Origin of the sequence: Terribacillus sp. JSM ZJ617 (assembly GCF_044383785.1) — a bacterium.
In the GTDB taxonomy this organism is placed as follows: domain Bacteria; phylum Bacillota; class Bacilli; order Bacillales; family Amphibacillaceae; genus Terribacillus.
Genome location: NZ_JBISEQ010000002.1, coordinates 653,838 through 673,383, shown reverse-complemented (window position 1 = coordinate 673,383; position 19,546 = coordinate 653,838). Strand labels below are relative to the sequence as shown.

Genomic DNA, 19,546 nt, shown 5'->3' with positions numbered 1-19,546 from the left:
GGATAGAGGTGATGAACATGGATTTGTCTAAAAGACAACAGCAGATTATCGCGATTGTGAAAGAAGCGGGTCCGATTACAGGAGAACAGATCGCGGAGCGGCTTAATCTGACACGGGCGACTTTGCGTCCAGATTTGGCGATCCTGACAATGGTAGGTTTCCTGGATGCAAGACCGCGTGTTGGTTACTTCTATACGGGTAAAACAGGTTCAGAAATCATTACAGAAAAACTGATGAAATACAAAGTAGAGACCTTCCAATCGATGCCTATTGTCGTCAAAGAGGATGATTCAGCTTATGACGCGATCAGTGCAATGTTCCTGAGTGATGTCGGAACGCTTTTTGCAGTCGATCAAGACAACAATCTCGTTGGAGTCGTTTCTCGTAAGGATCTACTGCGAGCAAGTATCGGCAATCAGGTACTGCAGGAAATTCCGGTTCATATCATCATGACGAGGATGCCGAACGTAGCCGTTTGTTATCCGGATGAATTGCTGGTGGAAGCGGCCAATCGGTTGATTGATAAACAAATCGACAGTCTTCCGGTCATAGAAAGATCAACTGAGGCAGGTGCCAAAGTAGTTGGACGTATTACAAAGACAACGATCACAAAGGCTTTTGTGGAACTTGCTCGAAATGAACTTATGTAAATATAACCAGGAGGGGAACCGATGGAGAAACCAATCGTCTATGTTGTATCAGATTCTGTAGGGGAAACAGCAGAGCTAGTCGTAAAAGCAGCATTGAGTCAGTTTAATCTGGAAGAGCCGTTTGCTTTGCAGCGAGTTCCCTACGTAGAGAACACATCCATATTGGAAGAAACGCTGAAACAAGCAAACGAACGTCCATCAATCATCGCCTTCACGATGGTCAATCCGGATTTCCGGGCTTTCCTTACTAGCGGAGCACAAAGGCACGGTATACCTTGCATCGACCTGATGGGGCCGCTTATGGATGCGATGGCTGATATGTTCCATCAGAAACCAAAGCTTCAGCCAGGCCTTGTCCATCGTCTTGATGAAGATTATTTCCGCAGAATTGAAGCGATCGAATTTGCGGTTCGTTATGACGATGGACGTGATCCACGTGGTATCGCAAGGGCTGATATCGTACTCATTGGTGTATCGCGCACTTCCAAAACGCCATTATCACAATATCTTGCGCATAAACGTCTGAAAGTCGCCAATGTACCGATTGTCCCGGAAGTAGATCCGCCTCGGGAACTTTTCCAAGTGGATCCTTCTAAATGTATCGGTCTACGCATCAGTCCTGAGAAGCTAAACGATATCCGCAAGGAACGTCTAAAAGCGCTCGGTCTGGGGGATCAAGCGAGCTATGCCAATATCGACCGAATCAATCATGAACTGGAACATTTTGATAAGATTGCCGAGCGTATCGGCTGTCGTGTGATTGATGTTTCCAATAAAGCAGTTGAAGAAACTGCCAATAGTATCTTGACTGTCCGCAACCAACAGGATTAAGTTAATACAAAGTTAGTGTTAAGATTCTGTTTATCATGTTGACGGTCCTCCGGTAAAATCTTTACGATAAAAACAGAAGAGGTAACGGCAGGCATCTGTTGTTGCCTCTTCTGTTTCGTAAATGACGTCTACAAGGAGACCTAACATGAAAAAACAACAGCAGATCCAATCGATCTATCTGATGAGACTCTTGGCAATGGCACTTGTCGTGCTCGTCCATGTGACAGGTGCTTATGCTACTGTTCTTCCATTTGCAGGCGATGCGTACGAGAAATATCATTTTTTGAATAGGATCATCCGGATAGAAGCAGGATTGTTTATAGCTATTACTGGTCTGGTTTTCTTTTATCAATACAAGCATAAAAAACTGACAAAGACCTTATGGAAAAATTATTACAAGAAGCGAGTCAGCTTTATCCTGATTCCTTACATCATTTGGGCTCTTGTGTACGAAGTGCATAAAGTGATTCTCGGCTTCGGAGATCTCCATCCAACAGCTATCGCCAAGCGGATACTCTTTGGAGAAAGCTACTATCAGCTGCACTTTATATTTCTCATTGTTCAAATATATGTCGTCTTGCCTTTGCTGATTTGGCTGGATCACAAAATTGCTATCTTTAGAAAATATATGTTTGTGTTCGGCGGCTTGCTGCAATTAGGCTATATTGCCCTGCAGACGTTCGTGCCATTGAGCACTTTTCCGTTATTTCTGCAATTAATGGGTACGTTATTGCTCGGAGGATGGATTGGCATCCACTATGATAGGGAAAAAGCGAAAAGCAGACGCTGGACTACGTGGGGATGGCTGCTGATCAGTGGTATAGCAGGATCATTCATAGCGGTTTATTATTATTTCTCCGGGACTCTCGGTGCCTTTGAATGGAACAACATTCTATATGAGAGTGTAAATTATGTTTTCCTTATAACAGGCTGTTACAGCATATTCCGGATTGCTGAATCTTTGGCAGACAAGCTTTCGACGTCAACATTAACCAGATTACAGCAAATTGCGAGCTATTCTTTCGGTTACTATCTGCTGCATCCACTCATTCTGGATTATGTAACAATAACAATCCCTGCATACAGCAACTATTTATTTCATATACAGATGATGCTACGTTATCTGGCTGTAATGGGAGTTTGTTTTTTGATCATTTATCTTTGTCATCGCTTTGTGCCTTTTGCTTCGTTATTCTTTGGTAAATTACCAGGAAACAGCAGTCTGCCGAAGCAATCTAAGGCTTCCTGAACGCCAGTTAAAATAATGGCTTTTTTAATTACTTTGTATTATAATTAGTTTTTGTGAAAAAATGTTGTTAGTATGAAAAAAGTTTAATTGGTAACCCTTGAGGTAAAAAGCTTTATAAAAATTTTACGAAAAAGGAAGGATTCCGCATTTTATTGTAGAATTAGTGAGACATGAAATCACATAACCCTATTGTCTATGTGGATGCAGATAGCTGTCCTGTCAAGAAGGAGATTGTTTCTGCATGTGCAGCCTATCACGTTCCTGTCCGATTCGTAACCACAATCAATCATCTGAGCAGTGATTCAGATGCCTCCTGGGTGGTTCTTGATCCAGTGGATCAGGCGGTGGATTGGTATATTCTGAACCATATAACGTCTGGAGCTTGTGTTGTAACGCAAGACCTAGCTTTGGCTACTTTGCTCACAGCCAAGGACGTAACAGTCATCACACCTCGCGGAGAGCTGATTACGGAGGACGATGCCGATGAGATCCTTCTAAGAAAGCATATGCGAATCCAAAATCAACGACAGGGCAAACGAATTAAGGGACCTTCCAAGCTGACAGCTGCCGACAGAAGAAGATTCCTTACTATTTTTTCGTCTTTTTGTCGAAAAATGCAGGAATCAGACGGAAGTTGTTGAATTATATAGGTTGGTGATGTGAAATGGCTGGTGCAATACCAGAAGAAATAGTCGAGGAAGTCCGCAAGTCAAATGATATCGTCGATGTGGTCGGCGAGCATGTCCAATTAAAGAAACAAGGCCGGAACTACTTCGGGCTTTGTCCATTCCATGGTGAAAAATCACCATCATTCTCCGTGACCCAGGAAAAGCAGATTTTTCATTGTTTCGGTTGTGGAAAGGGAGGAAATGTATTTACCTTTCTAATGGAATTGGAAGGCCTGTCCTTTTCCCAGGCTGTTCAAAAGCTTGCAGAGAGAAGCGGGACAGAGGTACCTGCCTCTGTAGCAGCACAGCAGGAACGCGGGCAATCCAGGGAAGAGCAGACTGCACTTGAGGCGAATGAATGGGTCGTCAAGCTCTATCATAACTTGCTGCGCAACACGAAAGAAGGTAAGACTGGTTATGAATATCTTCTCGGCCGCGGTTTGACTGATGAGACGATTGACACCTTCCAGTTAGGCTTTGCACCAAACAGCAGAGACTTTACTGTAAAATTCCTTGAAGGAAAAGGATACAAGCCGCAAGAACTGCTTCATACAGGTCTTTTTTCAACCGATAAAGAAAATAAGCCTCAGGATCGCTTCCGGGGGCGCGTTATTTTCCCGATACGGAACCATCTCGGTAAGACAGTAGGCTTCGGTGGCCGTACACTAGGTGGAGGTCAGGAACCGAAGTACTTGAACAGTTCCGAAAGTGAGCTTTTCCAAAAAGGAAGAATGCTGTTCAATTTCGACTTAGCCAGAAGTGAAATTCGTAAGACGGGTCAGGTCGTTGTATTCGAGGGTTACAATGATGTGATTGCAGCGCATCAAGCAGGTGTCAGAAACGGGGTTGCAACGCTTGGGACATCTCTGACAGAGACCCAGGCAAGGCTTTTAAAGCGGTATGCAGAGCAGGTCGTCATTTGTTATGACGGCGATAAGGCGGGGTTTGAAGCGACTTACCGGGCTTTGCAAATACTGCAGAAAACTGGCAATCATGTGCGTGTTGCTATGCTTCGGGACGGTCTGGATCCAGATGACTACATCCGTGAGCATGGAGCAGAGAAGTTCAAACGATCCATCATCGATGCAGCACTGACGGCTATGTCCTTCATGATGCACTACTTGAAGCAGGACTTCAACCTTTCACTTGAAGGAGATCGCCTGCAGTATGTAGAAAAAGTATTGGATGAGATTGCGCAGATTGAAAGCTCTGTAGAACGGGAACACTATCTGCGGGAGCTGTCTAACGCAATGGACCTTTCCTTGGATACGCTTGTCACCGATCTTGAGCCCAGACTCCGCAAACGGGAAAGCAAGAGAGGGGCCAGCAATTCGGCTAAAGCACCGGCTCCAAAGCAGCAATCCCGTCGAAATTATGAAAAAAAAATACCAACTGCTTTTCAGACGGCAGAAAAACAGCTGCTGGCGCATATGCTTAGAACAGCGGCAATTGCGGATAAAGTGCAAGAAGAGTTAGGGGCTTCATTTATAACGGATCAGCTCCAGGTGATCGCCACCCATCTGTATGCTTTTTACGAAGAAGGCAATGATGCGGATGTGAGCCAGTTCGTATCATCGCTGGAGGATCCTTCCTTGCAGCAGCTGGTCATCCAGGCAGCAATGCTGCCGGTAGTCGAGGATATCAGTGATCAGGAGATCAGTGATTATATCCGCACCATTAAACGCGAGCAAGTGAATAAGACGGATATTAGCCAGCTGCTGGCCGAACAGAGGCAAGCCGAACAGGAAAATGATCCCATTCGGGCAGCACAGATAGCCATGAAAATCATGGAAATACGAAGAACTTTAAAAAGTTCTCTGTAACAATAGATAGCTTGATGTTTTGGAAGGAGGAGGACTTATGGCAGAGAATAAGCCAGCAGGTTCTAAAGTGAATGAGACTGAAATGACATTGGAGCAAGCAAAAGAACTCCTTGTTGAAATGGGTAAAAAGCGTGGAGTCCTTGCTTATGAAGAGGTAAGTGAGCGTCTTGCAAGCTTTGAATTGGATTCCGATCAGATGGATGAGATCTACGAGCACTTGAACGAACAAAATGTGGAAGTGATTGGTGAATCCGACCAAGACCCGAATATGAAACAAATTGCGAAAGAGGAAGAATTCGACTTGAATGACCTAAGTGTACCACTGGGCATCAAGATCAATGACCCTGTCCGTATGTACTTGAAAGAAATTGGCCGCGTCGATTTATTGTCAGCAAAAGAGGAAATTGCGCTGGCTGAACGTATTGAAGCTGGAGATGAAGTGGCAAAACGCCGATTGGCGGAAGCGAACTTACGTCTAGTAGTAAGTATTGCAAAACGTTATGTAGGACGTGGAATGCTGTTCTTGGATTTAATCCAGGAAGGTAACATGGGTCTCATTAAAGCAGTTGAAAAATTTGATTATCGTAAAGGTTTCAAATTCAGTACGTATGCTACTTGGTGGATCCGTCAGGCAATCACTCGTGCAATAGCTGACCAAGCTCGTACAATTCGTATTCCTGTGCATATGGTGGAAACGATCAATAAGTTGATCCGTGTGCAGCGTCAGCTCCTGCAGGATCTAGGGCGTGAGCCGTCTCCAGAAGAGATTGGTGAAGAGATGGAGCTTACACCGGAAAAAGTACGTGAAATCCTGAAAATTGCTCAAGAACCTGTATCCCTTGAAACACCAATTGGTGAGGAAGATGACTCCCATCTTGGGGACTTTATCGAGGATCAGGAAGCAACTTCTCCTTCTGACCATGCAGCATACGAATTGCTGAAAGAACAGTTGGAAGATGTACTTGATACTTTGACTGACCGGGAAGAGAATGTGCTTCGTCTGCGTTTCGGACTTGATGACGGAAGAACAAGAACACTTGAAGAAGTCGGCCGGGTATTCGGCGTAACCAGAGAGCGTATCCGTCAAATCGAAGCTAAAGCATTGCGCAAGCTTCGCCATCCAAGCCGTAGCAAACGCTTAAAAGATTTCCTAGAATAAGAAGGCTTTCGCTCAGCTATCATGTGTGTAACCGCATGTGGCTGGGCTTTCTTATTGCTCTTAGGAATACATACATTTTACAAAAATTGAAAGCCGAATGCAAATTCTCTCAGCAAAAAGTGTGGGAGGATATTTTACAAAAAACACGTATATTTGACAAAGGAGTTGGATATAATGAACGTTTTATCATTGTCAGAGCGGCTTTCAGCAGTCGCTGCCCATTTGCCGAAATCTGCGCATTTTGTCGATGTTGGATCTGATCATGCCTATCTACCTTGCTATGTATGTTTGCAGGATCCATCCAGCAAAGCTGTGGCAGGAGAAATTAATGAGGGACCATACCGCAGTGCTCAGAAACAGGTGAAGCTTCAAGGCTTAACAGATCGAATAGATGTACGAAAAGGTGATGGACTTGCAGTTGTTCAACCAGACGAGGTACAACAAGTCGTTGTCGCAGGTATGGGCGGTCCCTTGATTGCATCAATTTTAGAACGAGGCAAAGAAAAGCTTGGTCGTGTAGAACAGCTTATTGTTCAGCCCAATATAGATGCCAGAGCTCTGCGTAAATGGTTCCAGAAAAATGGATTCATCCTGCAGAAGGAACAAATCTTAGAAGAAGCAGGCCATATTTATGAGGTGTTGGTAGCTGTTCGTGAGGGAAAGAGTATTTATCACGAGGATGCAGATGTACGTGAGAAGGAGCTTTTGTTTGGTCCTGTCTTATTGAAGGAAAAAAATGAAGCTTTCCGGGCAAAATGGCTGGACTACAAGCGGAAGCTGGAGCGCAATGTGGCGAACATGCAGCATGCTCAGCAAGTTGATGAAGCTAAGCTTGCTTCCTTCAAAACAGAGCTTAGATGGCTGGAGGAGGAATTAAATGACTGATAATCAGAAGCGTATAGCAGACGTGATTGCGTATTTCGAGTCATGGTGCCCGCCTTCGCTTGCAGAAAAGTGGGATAATGTCGGGTTGCAAGTTGGAACGCTTGATCAAGCTGTTTCGGGTGTGCTGACGACATTGGATGTAACCGAAGCCGTTGTAGACGAGGCTATCTTGCATAATGCCAATCTGATTATTGCACATCATCCATTATTATTTGCACCTCCAAAGAAATTGGATATCGACACGCCTAAAGGACGCGTCATTCAGAAGCTTTTGAAGCATGATATAACTGTGTATGCAGCGCATACGAACCTCGACATTGTCGAAGGCGGTGTCAATGATTTGATGGCAGATGCATTGGGGCTTGAACAAAAGCGTGTGTTCCTTCCTTCGGGGCATCAAATTTTCAAAAAATTGATTGTGTTCGTTCCGAAAACACATGAACAAAACGTGAAGGATGCATTGCATACGAACGGAGCCGGAAACGTAGGTAACTATGAGAAGGTAAGTTTTGTTTCAGAAGGCAGCGGGTATTTTCAGCCGAATGCGGACGCCCAGCCATTCATCGGTCAAGCAGGAGAATTAGAACGCGTAGAAGAGGTTCGTATCGAAATGCTTGTGCCTGAAGAGAATGTAAGTAAGGCAGTAGCTGCTATGATAGAAGCACATCCTTATGAGGAAGTCGCTTACGATGTTTACCCTGTTGAAATGGAAGGGAAGGCTTATGGATTAGGAAGAACCGGTATACTGCCTTCTCCCATGACCTTGCACGAATTGGCTCAACTGGTGAAACAGCGGTATGATGTCCAGCATGTACGATTCACGGGTGATGCTTCTGCCTCAGTAGAAACAGTAGCTGTACTCGGAGGAAGCGGCCGGGATTATATTGATCAGGCAATGCAGCAAGCTGATGTATATATAACGGGTGATTTAACTTTTCATGAAACACAGGATGCAATGCTTGCAGGTCTTTGTCTTATTGATCCCGGTCATTATGCAGAGAAGATTATGAAGCAAAAAGTGGCAGATTATCTACAGCATGCATTTTCAGATGTACCAGTACGTGCTTCGCTGGTAAACACAGATCCTTTCAAGGGCATATAAAAAACCGAGTCCAGCCGGACTCGGTTTTCTTACGCTTTCTTAACTTTTACCTTCGGAAGGATTTTCTTCGGATCAACATTGAATTCCAGCTTCACATCTTCCAGGTTCGCTGGATCAAATTTCTCGATAAAGTTGATAACTTCCTTTGTCACAGGAGTAGGAGTAGAGGCACCAGCAGTAATAGCAACTGTTTCGACTCCCTCCAGCCATTCCAGCTTCAACTGGGAAAGATCTTCGATACGGTATGCTTTCGTACCAGCAATCTCTTGAGATACTTGTGCGAGGCGATTGGAGTTGTTGCTTCGCGGATCGCCGACAACCAGTGTCAGATCAGCATCTTTCGCCTGTTCGGCAACTGCTTCCTGGCGCACCTGTGTCGCCATGCAAATTTCTTGGATCATTTCTGTTTGCGGGAATTTCTCTTTCACAAGCTGCATGACATCGTAGACATCCCACTGACTCATTGTTGTCTGATTGGTAACAATAAGTTTCGGTGCATCCAATTCAAGTGCTTGTACGTCTTCTTCGGTCTGGACAAGGTGAACTTTACCAGGAGCGACGCCGATAGCACCTTCTGGTTCCGGGTGTCCTTTTTTACCGATATAGACGACTTCATAGCCTTCTGCTACTTTTTCGCGGATCAGATCATGTGTACGTGTCACATCCGGGCATGTAGCATCAAGGACAGTCAGACCTTTTTCATGTGCGCGCTGTTTCACTTCAGGAGAGACACCATGAGCAGTGAATACAACGGTACCGCTGTCTATTTGTTCTAAAAGCTCCATTCGGTCCGAACCATCGAGTGTGATGACACCTTCCGTTTCAAATGCATTGGTCACATGGGCATTATGCACGATCATGCCGAGAATATAGATCGGCCGGGGAAGATTCTCATCCCGTACGGCATTCTGCGCTATCACCATGGCATCTACCACACCGTAGCAGTAACCTCGTGGCGCTATTTTAATTACGTTCATTCGCTGTGTTTCCCCCTTCTCCGTTTGCACGGGACATCTATTTCTGGGTCTTCTCCATTATAAAGGCTATTAAGGAATATGACAAAGATTGTTTATTATCTTCGAGTAATCGTGCAAAATATGACAAAGTCCTCTATAATATAAAAGGAACAGAATGACCAAAAGGAGTTACACATGAAAAATCACCAATTTAAACAATACGCGCTTCTGCCAACAGTCAATGAAGCGATTGATAAACTAGGCTTTGCCAACCCAACACCGATCCAGGAAAAAGTCATCCCGGCAGTTCTGCGGGGCGAGAGTGTTATCGGCCAATCCCATACTGGATCTGGTAAGACACATTCTTATTTGATCCCGTTGTTCAGTAAATTGAAGGAAGCCGAGCAGCATGCACAATTCGTTGTCACAGCACCGACACGCGAACTTGCTATCCAGATTTATGAGGAAGCCCGTCATTTCATAAAACTTGCCGGTAAAGAGAACGATTGGCATGCGAAGCTATTCATTGGCGGAACAGACAAGAAAAGATCAATCGAGAAATTGAAAACACAGCCGCAGATCGTCATCGGTACCCCAGGAAGAATCCTGGATCTGATGGAGGAGCAGGCACTGGACTTATATCCAGCTACCAGCTTTGTCCTTGATGAAGCAGATTTGATGCTTGATTTAGGCTTTATTAAAGAAGTTGATCAGATTTTGACACGTATGCGTCAGGATGTACAACTGCTTGTCTTCTCAGCGACAATTCCAGAGCGTTTGCAGCCGTTCCTGAAAAAGTACTTGGAAAATCCAAAGCACTTTGAAATTGGCGGCCATCTATCTCCAGAAACGATGGAGCATCGCTTAGTTCCGATGCGGCACCGTGATGAAGCAGAAATGATCATGAAAATAGCTAGTGTCATCCAGCCATACATGGCCATTATTTTCGTGAATGGAAAGGACGCAGCCAATGTCCTTGCAGCAGAGCTTACGGATAAAGGCTTGCAGGTCGGTCTTCTTCACGGCGGACTTACACCTAGGGAACGAAAACGCGTACTTCGCGATATTCAGGAACTGCGTTTCCAGTATCTTGTTGCGACGGATTTGGCAGCACGCGGCATTGACATCAAAGGTGTCAGCCATGTCATTAACGCCCAGCTTCCGAAAGAAGAACCATTCTATGTTCACCGTGTAGGAAGAACTGCACGTGCTGGTATGGAAGGGACTGCAATCAGTCTTTACAATGATTATGACTTAGAACTGATTCAGAAACTGGATAAGAAAGGTCTTGAATTTACGACCTATGACATTGCCAATGGAGAATGGAAAGAACTGAAAGCGTGGAACGAACGGGTTACACGTAAGAAAACTGAATCTGATAATGAATCCCAAGCTTGGAAGCAAGTACGTAAACCGAAGAAAGTAAAACCGGGCTACAAACGGAAAATGCAGTATCAGAAAAATAAAATCAAGAAGAAGCTGGACCGACAAGATCGTTTTAAGCGAAAGTAAGGAGAAAGTGGATTTATGATAATCGGATCACATGTTAGTATGAGTGGTAAGAAAATGCTCTTGGGATCGAGTGAAGAAGCTTATTCTTATGGCGCTAACGCCATGATGATTTACACAGGGGCACCGCAAAACACAAGAAGAAAAGCGATTGAGGAGCTTAACATAGAAGCTGGCCGGGCGCATATGAAAGAGCATGGCATTACAGATATCGTAGTACATGCTCCTTATATCATTAATGTCGGCAACTCGATCAAGCCGGAGACATTCGAATTGGGTGTGAACTTCCTCCGCAGTGAAATAGAACGGACAGAAGCTATTGGAGCGAAGCAGATTGTGTTGCACCCAGGTGCGCATGTTGGCGAAGGAGTCGCTGCGGGTATCCAAAAGATTATTGAGGGTCTGAATGAAGTGCTCGTAAAAGACCAGAATGTTCAGATTGCCTTGGAAACAATGGCTGGAAAGGGCTCTGAAGTAGGATCCAACTTTGAGGAATTGGCACGTATCATCGATGGCGTCACACATAATGACAAGCTTTCCATCTGCTTCGATACTTGCCATACGCATGATGCAGGCTACGATATTGTGAATGATTTCGATGGTGTATTGGATCAATTCGACAGAGTGATTGGTCTGGACAGGCTGAAAGTTCTCCATGTCAACGACAGTAAAAATGAACGAGGAGCCAGAAAAGACCGTCATGAGAATATCGGATTTGGTCATATCGGCTTCGATGCTTTGCGGTATATCGTCCATCACGACCAGCTGCAGCAGCTGCCGAAGATACTGGAAACACCATTCGTTGGAGAAGATAAAAAGAACAAGAAAGCACCGTATGCGCATGAAATCGATATGCTCATGAACAACAGCTTCAACCCTAATTTAAAAGAAAATATCATGGCTTAAGGAAATACCCCGAAGCAGCATTTGCTGCTTTGGGGTATTTTTTACAATTTGATGCCGTGCTCTTTTGCCAGCTGCAGGAAGATTTGATGGGTTTTTTGGGCGGTCTGTGTGTCGGTGATCTGTGCGAGCGCTTTTAGCATCTGCAGCCGATCAGATTCCTTAAATGGATCTAACTTGTTCTGCCGCAGAAATTGAACAATCTGGGATGCTTGCACGGGTGTAAGAGGCACTTGGTATTCTTGACTTTGCTCCAGGATTTCGTCAACGGTCAAATTTCGCAGCTTATTCAGCACCAGTTTATGAACAATGAAATTCATTTGAAACCTCCAGCTCTAAGATGTGGATGAAGCGTGCTAATTCCTTTATCTACCTGGTAAGTTTATGCCGGATCCACACAAAATAGAACCATACCTTACCCCAGATAAGGAGGTTTCACATGGATAAGGAACAATTCGATCAAGATGTAAACAGTAAGCGTGATGTCGAGACGGCAGCAGAGATTTCTCCTTCTGAAGAACGTTATCGACGCACTGAAAAAGAAGGCAGTCAGCAAACGACTGATTCCGGAAAAATGTTCGGCTATATCGCCTTGATCTTATCTGTTGCGTCTTTCTTTTTTGCACCGATTCTTGTCGGAGCAGCTGGTATCGTCTTCGGCGTATTGGCAAAGAGAAAGGGCGCAGATGTATTAGGGAATATCGCCTTGATCATAAGTATCATAGCAATTGTCATTTCTTTATTTACAGCACCGTATGTATAAAAAAAGCTGACTCCTTCTGGAGTCAGCTTTTTCTTATGCTTCAGCTGCTTCTTTTTCTTTGGCTGTTTGTTCTGCAAAATATTCTTCAGCAAGCTTATCAATTTCAATTTTCAGTTCATCTACCATTGTTTCCTCAGGTACTTTACGGATGATTTCACCGTGGCGGAACAGAAGACCCTCTCCACGTGCACCAGCAATACCGATATCCGCTTCACGAGCCTCACCAGGACCGTTTACTGCACAACCGAGTACAGCTACTTTGATAGGTGCTTTAATAGTGCTGATGTACTCTTCGACTTCATTTGCAATACTGATCAAGTCAATCTCAATACGGCCGCAAGTAGGGCAGGAGATTAGAGTGGCAGCATTGGATGAAAGGTTGAATATTTTAAGAAGCTCACGAGCTACTTTAACTTCTTCAACTGGATCTGCACTTAAGGAGATACGCATCGTACTTCCGATACCTTTGCTTAAGATAGCTCCCAAACCAGCAGCACTTTTCACCGTACCGGCAAATAGTGTTCCTGATTCTGTAATACCAAGGTGCAGCGGATAAGGAATTACTTCTGCCGCTTTTTCATATGCTTCGATAGCCAATGATACATCAGATGCCTTAAGGGAAACGATGATATCATGAAAATCAAGCTCTTCGAGAATCTTAATATGATGCAATGCGCTTTCTACCATTCCATCAGCAGTTGGGTAGCCGTATTTTTCTAGGATATGACGCTCCAGGGAACCGGCGTTAACACCGATACGAATCGGGATACCTTTGGCTTTGGCTGCGTTTACGACAGCTTCGACTTTCTCCCGTTTTCCGATGTTACCAGGGTTGATCCTGATTTTGTCCGCTCCGCCTTCAATTGCTGCCAGAGCCAATTTATAGTTGAAATGAATATCTACAACTAGTGGGATATTGATGCGCTTTTTGATTTCAGGAATCGCATCAGCTGCACGCTGATCCGGACATGCTACCCGCACTACTTGGCAGCCTGCTTCCTCAAGACGCAGTATTTCCGCTACAGTAGCTTCCACATCATGCGTTTTTGTTGTTGTCATAGACTGGATGACAACCTCGTTTTTACCGCCGATCGTGATGTTGCCAACATTGACCTGACGGGTATCTTGTCTGTGTATTAATGCCATTTATATATCGCTCCTTTGATTATCGCGAGGAAAACAGGGATATATCCTTATATTTTCCCATTATAATGCTAATACTGCTAAATTAGAAGTAACTAGGCTCAACTTTAATAAAATCTTCATCTAAGATAATGGGGGAAATAATAGGCAGATCCTGCATCCAGTGCATACGGATCCTTCCCGGGATTCAATTCCTCGAAATCCACGATCACCTGTTCCATCGTAACGCGCAAGTCGTTATTGTTCAACTCATTTGCTACAGAAAGTAGTGTGTCTCCTTGTTTTACCTGCAGAAGCACTGGCTGAAACGTCTCTTGGTTCGATTCCTGCTTTTTATCTTGTACCGGCTCTTCCGTGTTTGGTTCTGCTGGTGTGGCAGGTACCGGACTGCCTATTGTGAGATCCTTCCAAATGCTCATGAATAACGCACAGCAAAACAGAAAAATACCGATCCGTTTCCACATATATTCTCCTCCGCTCTGGGTACTTGTATGTTAAGTATTAGGCATAGGAAGGAAAATACCTTTAGGATGAAACAAAAAGGATCTTTGCTCGTATATAGATAGTAGGAGAAAGGAGTATGTGCATGCTTGATTATAATTGGATTCCGGTCTTCATGACTGGACTCGGTACGATGTTTCTTATAGGTGAAATTTTAGTGAAAACCAAAGGTATCCTCTTTTTATTAGGGGCAGGCTTTATCAGTACATTCTTTATAAGTTATTTGGATCCCTCCGCTATATGGTATATGCTTCCGTTGTATTTTATCGGGATGCTATTGATCGTAATCGACGGAAAACTTTTGAATGACGGTACGCTCAGCGTCATCGGTTTACTGACGATGCTTTTAACAGTTGGATTCACAGCACCGAATTGGACAGCAGGTATCTATGCAATTATTGGAGTCATTGTCGGAGCAGTTGGTTCCTTCGTTTTCCTAAAGGCATTCCCAAAACGGGATATGTGGGGGAAAATAGCTTTGCTTGATACACTGAGTTCCGAAAAGGGATATAACTCGATGAATGAGACGTACGCTGCCCTTGTAGGACAAGAGGGAGAAGCGATAACCCCGATGCGTCCCTCAGGCACAGTGCGGGTGGACGGCCGGGAGTTTAGTGCTGTCACGGATGGGAAATGGCTTGATCGAGGAAGCAGAATCAAAGTAACAAATGTGAGCGGAGCGAGAATCATGGTAGAGAAAGTAGAAGATGATACGAAATAATTTACAAAAAGAGCTAAATAAATTGTAAATTTCCATACAAGACCTTTACAAGCCTTCTGACAAATTCAATAATTAAGTAGGAAACAATGTGAAGGGAAGGAATGCTTGCTTTGTCTAATTGGGAATTTATCATCTTTGAATTTATCGGCGGTTTGGGCTTGTTCCTTTTTTCTATCCGTTATCTTGGGGATGGGCTGCAGCGGGCTTATGGCAAACAGCTGCAGCTAGCCATGCACAGATTCACTGTCCATCCGCTTGTGGGAGTGCTGTCAGGCCTTGTCGTGACAGTTCTTATCCAAAGCAGCACTGCAACTAGCATACTAGTTGTCGGACTGGTCAACGCCGGTTATCTCACATTAAGACAGGCTGTTTCTGTCCTCATGGGAGCGAATATCGGAACGACTTTGACGGCGTTTTTTATCGGAATCGATTTGATTAAATTCGGCCTGCCGATCATGGCGCTTGGAGCGTTCCTGATTTATTTCTTTGTCAATCAGCGTACACAGCAAATCGGGAAAGTGTTATTTGGAGCCGGGGGTATATTCTACGGACTGACTTTGATAGGCGAGGGGCTGCATCCTGTCCTGGACATGGAAGCATTCCAGTCGTTAGCTGCAAGTATGCACTCGAATCCGATAACCGGAGTTGCGATCGGGACATTCACAACCATTGTAGTGCAAAGCAGTGGCGCTACAGTTGCGATCCTGCAGGAGCTCTATGCACAGAATGGAATCGATTTGAAGGGAGCTATGCCTGTTCTCCTCGGAGATAATCTGGGGACGACTCTGACGGCTATGCTTGCCGCGATTGGTGCCACAGTTCAGGCAAAACGGGCTGCGCTCAGTCATGTTATGTTCAATGCCATTGGTATGGTTGCTTTTCTCTTGATTTTGCCTTTATTTGTAGATATTGTAGCGTGGATGCAGCAGGCATTCGAACTGAATGATAAGCTCACAATCGCAAGCGCGCATGGATTCTATAACGTTGCGAGCACATTACTTTTGCTACCGTTTCTCGGTTCATTCGTCTGGCTTATCACAAAAATAATTCCTGGTGAGGAAGAGAAGCCGATGGCATTGAATAACCATCTTGATCCGTTATTCATTCAGCAATCTCCTGTTCTTGCATTGGAGCAAGCGAAGCTGGAGGTGCTGCATATGGGCAGACTTGCGGTAGATGGATTGGAACAAGCAAGTACATATGCGAATAATCATGAAAGGCAGTTCGCTGATTTGGCTATGCAGCTGGAAAAGGAAGTGAACCGAAAGGATCGGGAGATCACCGATTATCTCTCGAAGATTTCCACTAACACGTTATCAGAGGAAGAGAGTATCATGCACGCAGCTCTCCTGGATGCAATTCGGGATATCGAACGTATCGGAGACCATTTTGAGAATGTTGTCGAGTTCGTCGATTTTCAAATTTCAAGTAACATTAAGCTGACGAGAGAAGCACAGCAAGAACTGAACAGCATGTTTGATTTAACGATCATGACAGTGAAACAGGCCCTCGAGGCATTGGACAAGCAGGATCGGGAAACAGCGCTGGCAGTCCTTCAAAAAGAAGATAAAATCGATAAAATGGAACGTGCTTACCGGAAGTCGCATCTTATTCGTCTGAATGAAGGGAAATGCGCCGGTTCCGCGGGAATAGTATTTGTGGATATTATCAGTAATCTGGAGCGGATCGGCGATCACTCTGTGAATATAGCCCAGCTGATTTTAGGTGAGTAGACAGGAGGAATAATCTCCTGTCTTTTATTTTTTGCTTGCACAAATATGAGCAGACATGCTATAGTATTCCTGTCAGTTAACAAGAACTAAAAAACATAATAAAAATTTATGTAAAAACAATTGACAAGTTTTTAAATGCATGATAAATTATATAACGTCGCTAATACATAAAGTAATTGCGAATACATAACTTATCACATTATTCCACAGTAGCTCAGTGGTAGAGCTATCGGCTGTTAACCGATCGGTCGCAGGTTCGAATCCTGCCTGTGGAGCCATGGCGGTGTAGCTCAGCTGGCTAGAGCGTACGGTTCATACCCGTGAGGTCGGGGGTTCGATCCCCTCCGCCGCTACCATATATTTCATTTAAGTCATGGCGGTTGTGGCGAAGTGGTTAACGCACCGGATTGTGGCTCCGGCATTCGTGGGTTCAATCCCCATCAATCGCCCTTTCATACTTAAACCGGACCCTTAGCTCAGTTGGTTAGAGCTATCGGCTCATAACCGATCGGTCGCAGGTTCGAGTCCTGCAGGGTCCACCATTTGAAGAATTTCATATGAAACATCGCGGAGGAATACCCAAGTTTGGCTGAAGGGATCGGTCTTGAAAACCGACAGGGGCTTAACGGCTCGCGGGGGTTCGAATCCCTCTTCCTCCGCCATATCTTGGCTCGGTAGCTCAGTCGGTAGAGCAACGGACTGAAAATCCGTGTGTCGGCGGTTCGATTCCGTCCCGAGCCACTCCCTAAACAGCCGTTCAGATGAACGGCTGTTTTTTTTGTGCGTTAAAAAAAGAAGAAGCTGGGAAGAATATACAAGGCTCTTGAAGCAAAATGCTTGCCGTTTCAGACAAGCTTTGGTACGCTTTACGAAAAGGTAATCACCTTTGAATTACATATCATTTAAGGAGGAATAATCATGGCTAAATTTGAACTACCAGAATTGCCTTACGCATACGACGCACTTGAGCCTCATATCGATAAGGAAACAATGAACATCCACCACACAAAACATCACAACACATATGTGACGAAGCTAAACGACGCAATCGCAGGAAAAGCTGACTTGGAAAGCAAATCCTTGGAAGAGCTTGTTGCAGGTGTTAACGAACTTCCTTCTGACGTACAGACAGCTGTACGCAACAATGGTGGCGGCCATTACAACCACAGCCTATTCTGGAAGCTTCTTTCTCCAAATGGCGGCGGTGAGCCAACTGGCGAAGTAGCAAGTGCCATTGCAAACAAATACGGTACACTAGATAAATTCAAAGAAGAATTCGCAGCTGCAGCAGCAGGCCGTTTCGGTTCTGGCTGGGCTTGGCTTATTGTAGAAAACGGTGAAGTGGATATCGTTTCTACGCCAAACCAAGACAACCCTGTAATGGAAGGCAAGACACCAATTCTTGGCCTTGATGTATGGGAGCATGCATACTACTTGAAATATCAAAACAAACGCCCTGATTACATCAGTGCTTTCTGGAACGTTGTAAACTGGGATGAAGTAGAGCGTCTTTACAGAGAAGCAAAATAAGACGGTTATTTAAAAAGATATCAGCATTTAGCTGGTGTCTTTTTTTGTGCATATCTCTTTTCGGATGGCAGATACTAAGTAGCAGTAAAAGGAGATGGCATTATGAAGCCGAACTTATTTACCGCGGATTCTGCCAGGAAAGAGCTGCATGTGCTGCTAATTATCGGGGCCCTTTACTCTCTCGGTATCTTTCTGTCGAATACGTTCGTCAATATTTACTTATGGAAACAGACCAATGATCTGATCAATATTGCGGTGTACAATTTAGCGATTTATGTTGCTCAAACAATTCTCTTCACATTATCCGGGAGCTGGGCAAAACGAATCGACCGAGTCATCATACTCCGCATAGGGGTATTTTTCCTTAGTGTGTTTTTCCTTCTTGTTTTATTCACGGGGGAAAAAGCAGCTTCTTATAACTTGCTTCTTGGTGCGGTGCTTGGAATAGGCTATGGGATGTACTGGCTGGCTTATTCCGTTCTTACTTTCGAAGTAACAGAACCAGAAACAAGAGACTTTTTCAATGGCGTATCAGGTCTATTGCAATCTTTAACAGGTATGATCGGTCCGTTTGTTGCCGGTTATATCATTACCAGAATGAATAATTCTCATGGCTACACACTGATTTTCGCTGTATCGTTCTTTTTGTTCCTTTTGGCCGTCATATGTACAGCAGGGATCAAAAGAAGAGGGGCAGAAGGTAAATTCGGGCTGATGCAAGCATGGAAGGAAGTCAAACATGATGCTGCTTGGCGCAATACAGTGCTTGCACATGTGTTCCAAGGTGTGAGAGAAGGTATCTATACATTCATCATCTCCGTCTGGGTTTTTATCGTTACAAATAGTGAGCTTTCGCTTGGTACGTTTAATCTTGTCTATTCCGCATTTTCGTTTATCTTCTATTATATAGCAACCCGTTATATTAAAAGCCGGCAAAGAAAGACGGCTATCTTCCTTAGTGGTGTTGCGCTTTCACTAAGTGTCGTGCTTCTATTGGTTGAGCTTAATTTTACTACTTTGCTGATTTATGCTGCTATCATCGGTGTTTTCTATCCGATTCTCTATGTGCCTTATTTGTCCCTTTCGTATGATGTGATCGGTAAGGCGAGGGATGCTGCAAAACTGCGGGTGGAATATATAGTCCTTAGTGATGCAGCAACAAACATAGGCAGGATTGTATCTGTTGTGCTTTTGCTTATCGGGGTAGGGATCTGGGCAGAAGCTTCCATTCCTTACCTGATGTTCATTCTTGGAACAGGACCATTTTTCATCTACTTTTTCACGAGGCATATCAAGAGCTTCGCAACAGCTGCTTCGGTTAAGAAGCTTCCGAAAAATGAAATTGCAGGAGATGACAATCGCTGACAGTCTATAGTAGAAGCGGACCGAGGATGATGATATAATGGGACCAGTATGTAAG

Annotated in this window: 19 protein-coding genes and 6 tRNA genes; 21 read left to right on the top strand and 4 right to left on the bottom strand. The window is 44.4% G+C overall.

Features of this window, described 5'->3' with window-relative positions:
• Window positions 1–17 precede the first annotated feature (17 nt).
• The 8 genes from ccpN (at window position 18) to ACH6C1_RS09635 (ending at window position 8,367) form a co-directional block, all read left to right on the top strand.
• Window positions 18–650 carry a transcriptional regulator CcpN gene (gene ccpN, locus ACH6C1_RS09670; RefSeq protein WP_095222495.1) on the top strand — a complete coding sequence of 211 codons (633 nt, stop codon included), beginning with the start codon at window positions 18–20 and terminating at the stop codon, window positions 648–650.
• Window positions 651–671: 21 nt separating this feature from the next.
• A complete protein-coding gene (locus ACH6C1_RS09665) occupies window positions 672–1,481 on the top strand; it encodes a pyruvate, water dikinase regulatory protein (protein WP_095222496.1) in 810 nt (269 codons plus the stop codon).
• 145 nt (window positions 1,482–1,626) lie between these two features.
• The gene (locus ACH6C1_RS09660; protein WP_374076629.1) at window positions 1,627–2,730 is read left to right on the top strand and encodes an acyltransferase; all 1,104 of its coding nucleotides are present in this window, start codon (window positions 1,627–1,629) and stop codon (window positions 2,728–2,730) included.
• A gap of 170 nt (window positions 2,731–2,900) precedes the next feature.
• Window positions 2,901–3,371, top strand: a complete 471-nt coding sequence (locus ACH6C1_RS09655; RefSeq protein WP_095222498.1) for a YaiI/YqxD family protein — start codon at window positions 2,901–2,903, stop codon at window positions 3,369–3,371.
• A gap of 23 nt (window positions 3,372–3,394) precedes the next feature.
• Window positions 3,395–5,221 carry a DNA primase gene (gene dnaG, locus ACH6C1_RS09650; RefSeq protein ID WP_374076627.1) on the top strand — a complete coding sequence of 609 codons (1,827 nt, stop codon included), beginning with the start codon at window positions 3,395–3,397 and terminating at the stop codon, window positions 5,219–5,221.
• A gap of 37 nt (window positions 5,222–5,258) precedes the next feature.
• A complete protein-coding gene (rpoD, locus tag ACH6C1_RS09645) occupies window positions 5,259–6,380 on the top strand; it encodes an RNA polymerase sigma factor RpoD (RefSeq protein ID WP_038561388.1) in 1,122 nt (373 codons plus the stop codon).
• Between the two features lie 174 nt (window positions 6,381–6,554).
• Window positions 6,555–7,265, top strand: a complete 711-nt coding sequence (locus tag ACH6C1_RS09640; protein WP_374076625.1) for a tRNA (adenine(22)-N(1))-methyltransferase — start codon at window positions 6,555–6,557, stop codon at window positions 7,263–7,265.
• A complete protein-coding gene (locus ACH6C1_RS09635; protein WP_374076623.1) occupies window positions 7,258–8,367 on the top strand; it encodes a Nif3-like dinuclear metal center hexameric protein in 1,110 nt (369 codons plus the stop codon). Before ACH6C1_RS09640 ends, ACH6C1_RS09635 begins: the two co-directional genes overlap by 8 nt.
• A gap of 29 nt (window positions 8,368–8,396) precedes the next feature.
• On the opposite strand, the gene ACH6C1_RS09630 is transcribed toward ACH6C1_RS09635, so the two are convergent.
• Window positions 8,397–9,344 (bottom strand): 4-hydroxy-3-methylbut-2-enyl diphosphate reductase, encoded by a 948-nt coding sequence (locus ACH6C1_RS09630; protein ID WP_366247169.1) that lies wholly within the window; start codon window positions 9,342–9,344, stop codon window positions 8,397–8,399.
• Between the two features lie 174 nt (window positions 9,345–9,518).
• Between ACH6C1_RS09630 and ACH6C1_RS09625 the strand changes: the two genes are divergently transcribed.
• Window positions 9,519–10,835 (top strand): DEAD/DEAH box helicase, encoded by a 1,317-nt coding sequence (locus ACH6C1_RS09625; RefSeq protein ID WP_374076621.1) that lies wholly within the window; start codon window positions 9,519–9,521, stop codon window positions 10,833–10,835.
• A 15-nt stretch (window positions 10,836–10,850) separates the two neighbouring features.
• The gene (locus tag ACH6C1_RS09620; RefSeq protein WP_374076619.1) at window positions 10,851–11,738 is read left to right on the top strand and encodes a deoxyribonuclease IV; all 888 of its coding nucleotides are present in this window, start codon (window positions 10,851–10,853) and stop codon (window positions 11,736–11,738) included.
• A 41-nt stretch (window positions 11,739–11,779) separates the two neighbouring features.
• On the opposite strand, the gene ACH6C1_RS09615 is transcribed toward ACH6C1_RS09620, so the two are convergent.
• Window positions 11,780–12,055 carry a DUF2624 domain-containing protein gene (locus ACH6C1_RS09615; RefSeq protein WP_374076617.1) on the bottom strand — a complete coding sequence of 92 codons (276 nt, stop codon included), beginning with the start codon at window positions 12,053–12,055 and terminating at the stop codon, window positions 11,780–11,782.
• A gap of 119 nt (window positions 12,056–12,174) precedes the next feature.
• Between ACH6C1_RS09615 and ACH6C1_RS09610 the strand changes: the two genes are divergently transcribed.
• Window positions 12,175–12,498, top strand: coding sequence for a DUF4190 domain-containing protein (locus ACH6C1_RS09610; RefSeq protein WP_374076615.1), 324 nt, complete (start codon window positions 12,175–12,177; stop codon window positions 12,496–12,498).
• Window positions 12,499–12,531: 33 nt separating this feature from the next.
• On the opposite strand, the gene ispG is transcribed toward ACH6C1_RS09610, so the two are convergent.
• On the bottom strand, window positions 12,532–13,644 hold the full coding sequence (gene ispG / locus ACH6C1_RS09605) for a flavodoxin-dependent (E)-4-hydroxy-3-methylbut-2-enyl-diphosphate synthase (RefSeq protein WP_374076613.1): 1,113 nt from the start codon (window positions 13,642–13,644) through the stop codon (window positions 12,532–12,534).
• A 116-nt stretch (window positions 13,645–13,760) separates the two neighbouring features.
• Window positions 13,761–14,105 (bottom strand): type IV pilus assembly protein FimV, encoded by a 345-nt coding sequence (locus tag ACH6C1_RS09600; RefSeq protein WP_374076611.1) that lies wholly within the window; start codon window positions 14,103–14,105, stop codon window positions 13,761–13,763.
• A gap of 122 nt (window positions 14,106–14,227) precedes the next feature.
• Between ACH6C1_RS09600 and ACH6C1_RS09595 the strand changes: the two genes are divergently transcribed.
• The 10 genes from ACH6C1_RS09595 to ACH6C1_RS09550 all read left to right on the top strand — a co-directional run bounded on the left by ACH6C1_RS09595 (window position 14,228) and on the right by ACH6C1_RS09550 (window position 19,491).
• Window positions 14,228–14,863 carry an NfeD family protein gene (locus tag ACH6C1_RS09595; protein ID WP_374076609.1) on the top strand — a complete coding sequence of 212 codons (636 nt, stop codon included), beginning with the start codon at window positions 14,228–14,230 and terminating at the stop codon, window positions 14,861–14,863.
• 110 nt (window positions 14,864–14,973) lie between these two features.
• Window positions 14,974–16,596: a Na/Pi cotransporter family protein gene (locus tag ACH6C1_RS09590; RefSeq protein ID WP_374076607.1), complete on the top strand. Its 1,623-nt coding sequence runs from the start codon at window positions 14,974–14,976 to the stop codon at window positions 16,594–16,596.
• 203 nt (window positions 16,597–16,799) lie between these two features.
• A tRNA-Asn gene (locus ACH6C1_RS09585) sits at window positions 16,800–16,874 on the top strand.
• 1 nt (window position 16,875) lies between these two features.
• Window positions 16,876–16,952, top strand: a tRNA-Met gene (locus tag ACH6C1_RS09580).
• Window positions 16,953–16,972: 20 nt separating this feature from the next.
• Window positions 16,973–17,045: transfer RNA gene (locus ACH6C1_RS09575), tRNA-His, on the top strand.
• 16 nt (window positions 17,046–17,061) lie between these two features.
• Window positions 17,062–17,138: transfer RNA gene (locus ACH6C1_RS09570), tRNA-Ile, on the top strand.
• Window positions 17,139–17,165: 27 nt separating this feature from the next.
• Window positions 17,166–17,258: transfer RNA gene (locus ACH6C1_RS09565), tRNA-Ser, on the top strand.
• A 6-nt stretch (window positions 17,259–17,264) separates the two neighbouring features.
• Window positions 17,265–17,337 (top strand) — tRNA-Phe (locus ACH6C1_RS09560).
• Window positions 17,338–17,514: 177 nt separating this feature from the next.
• The gene (locus ACH6C1_RS09555) at window positions 17,515–18,126 is read left to right on the top strand and encodes a superoxide dismutase (protein WP_095222516.1); all 612 of its coding nucleotides are present in this window, start codon (window positions 17,515–17,517) and stop codon (window positions 18,124–18,126) included.
• Window positions 18,127–18,228: 102 nt separating this feature from the next.
• Entirely contained in the window at window positions 18,229–19,491 is a 1,263-nt protein-coding gene (locus ACH6C1_RS09550) for an MFS transporter (protein ID WP_374076605.1), read from the top strand.
• Window positions 19,492–19,546: the final 55 nt, after the last annotated feature.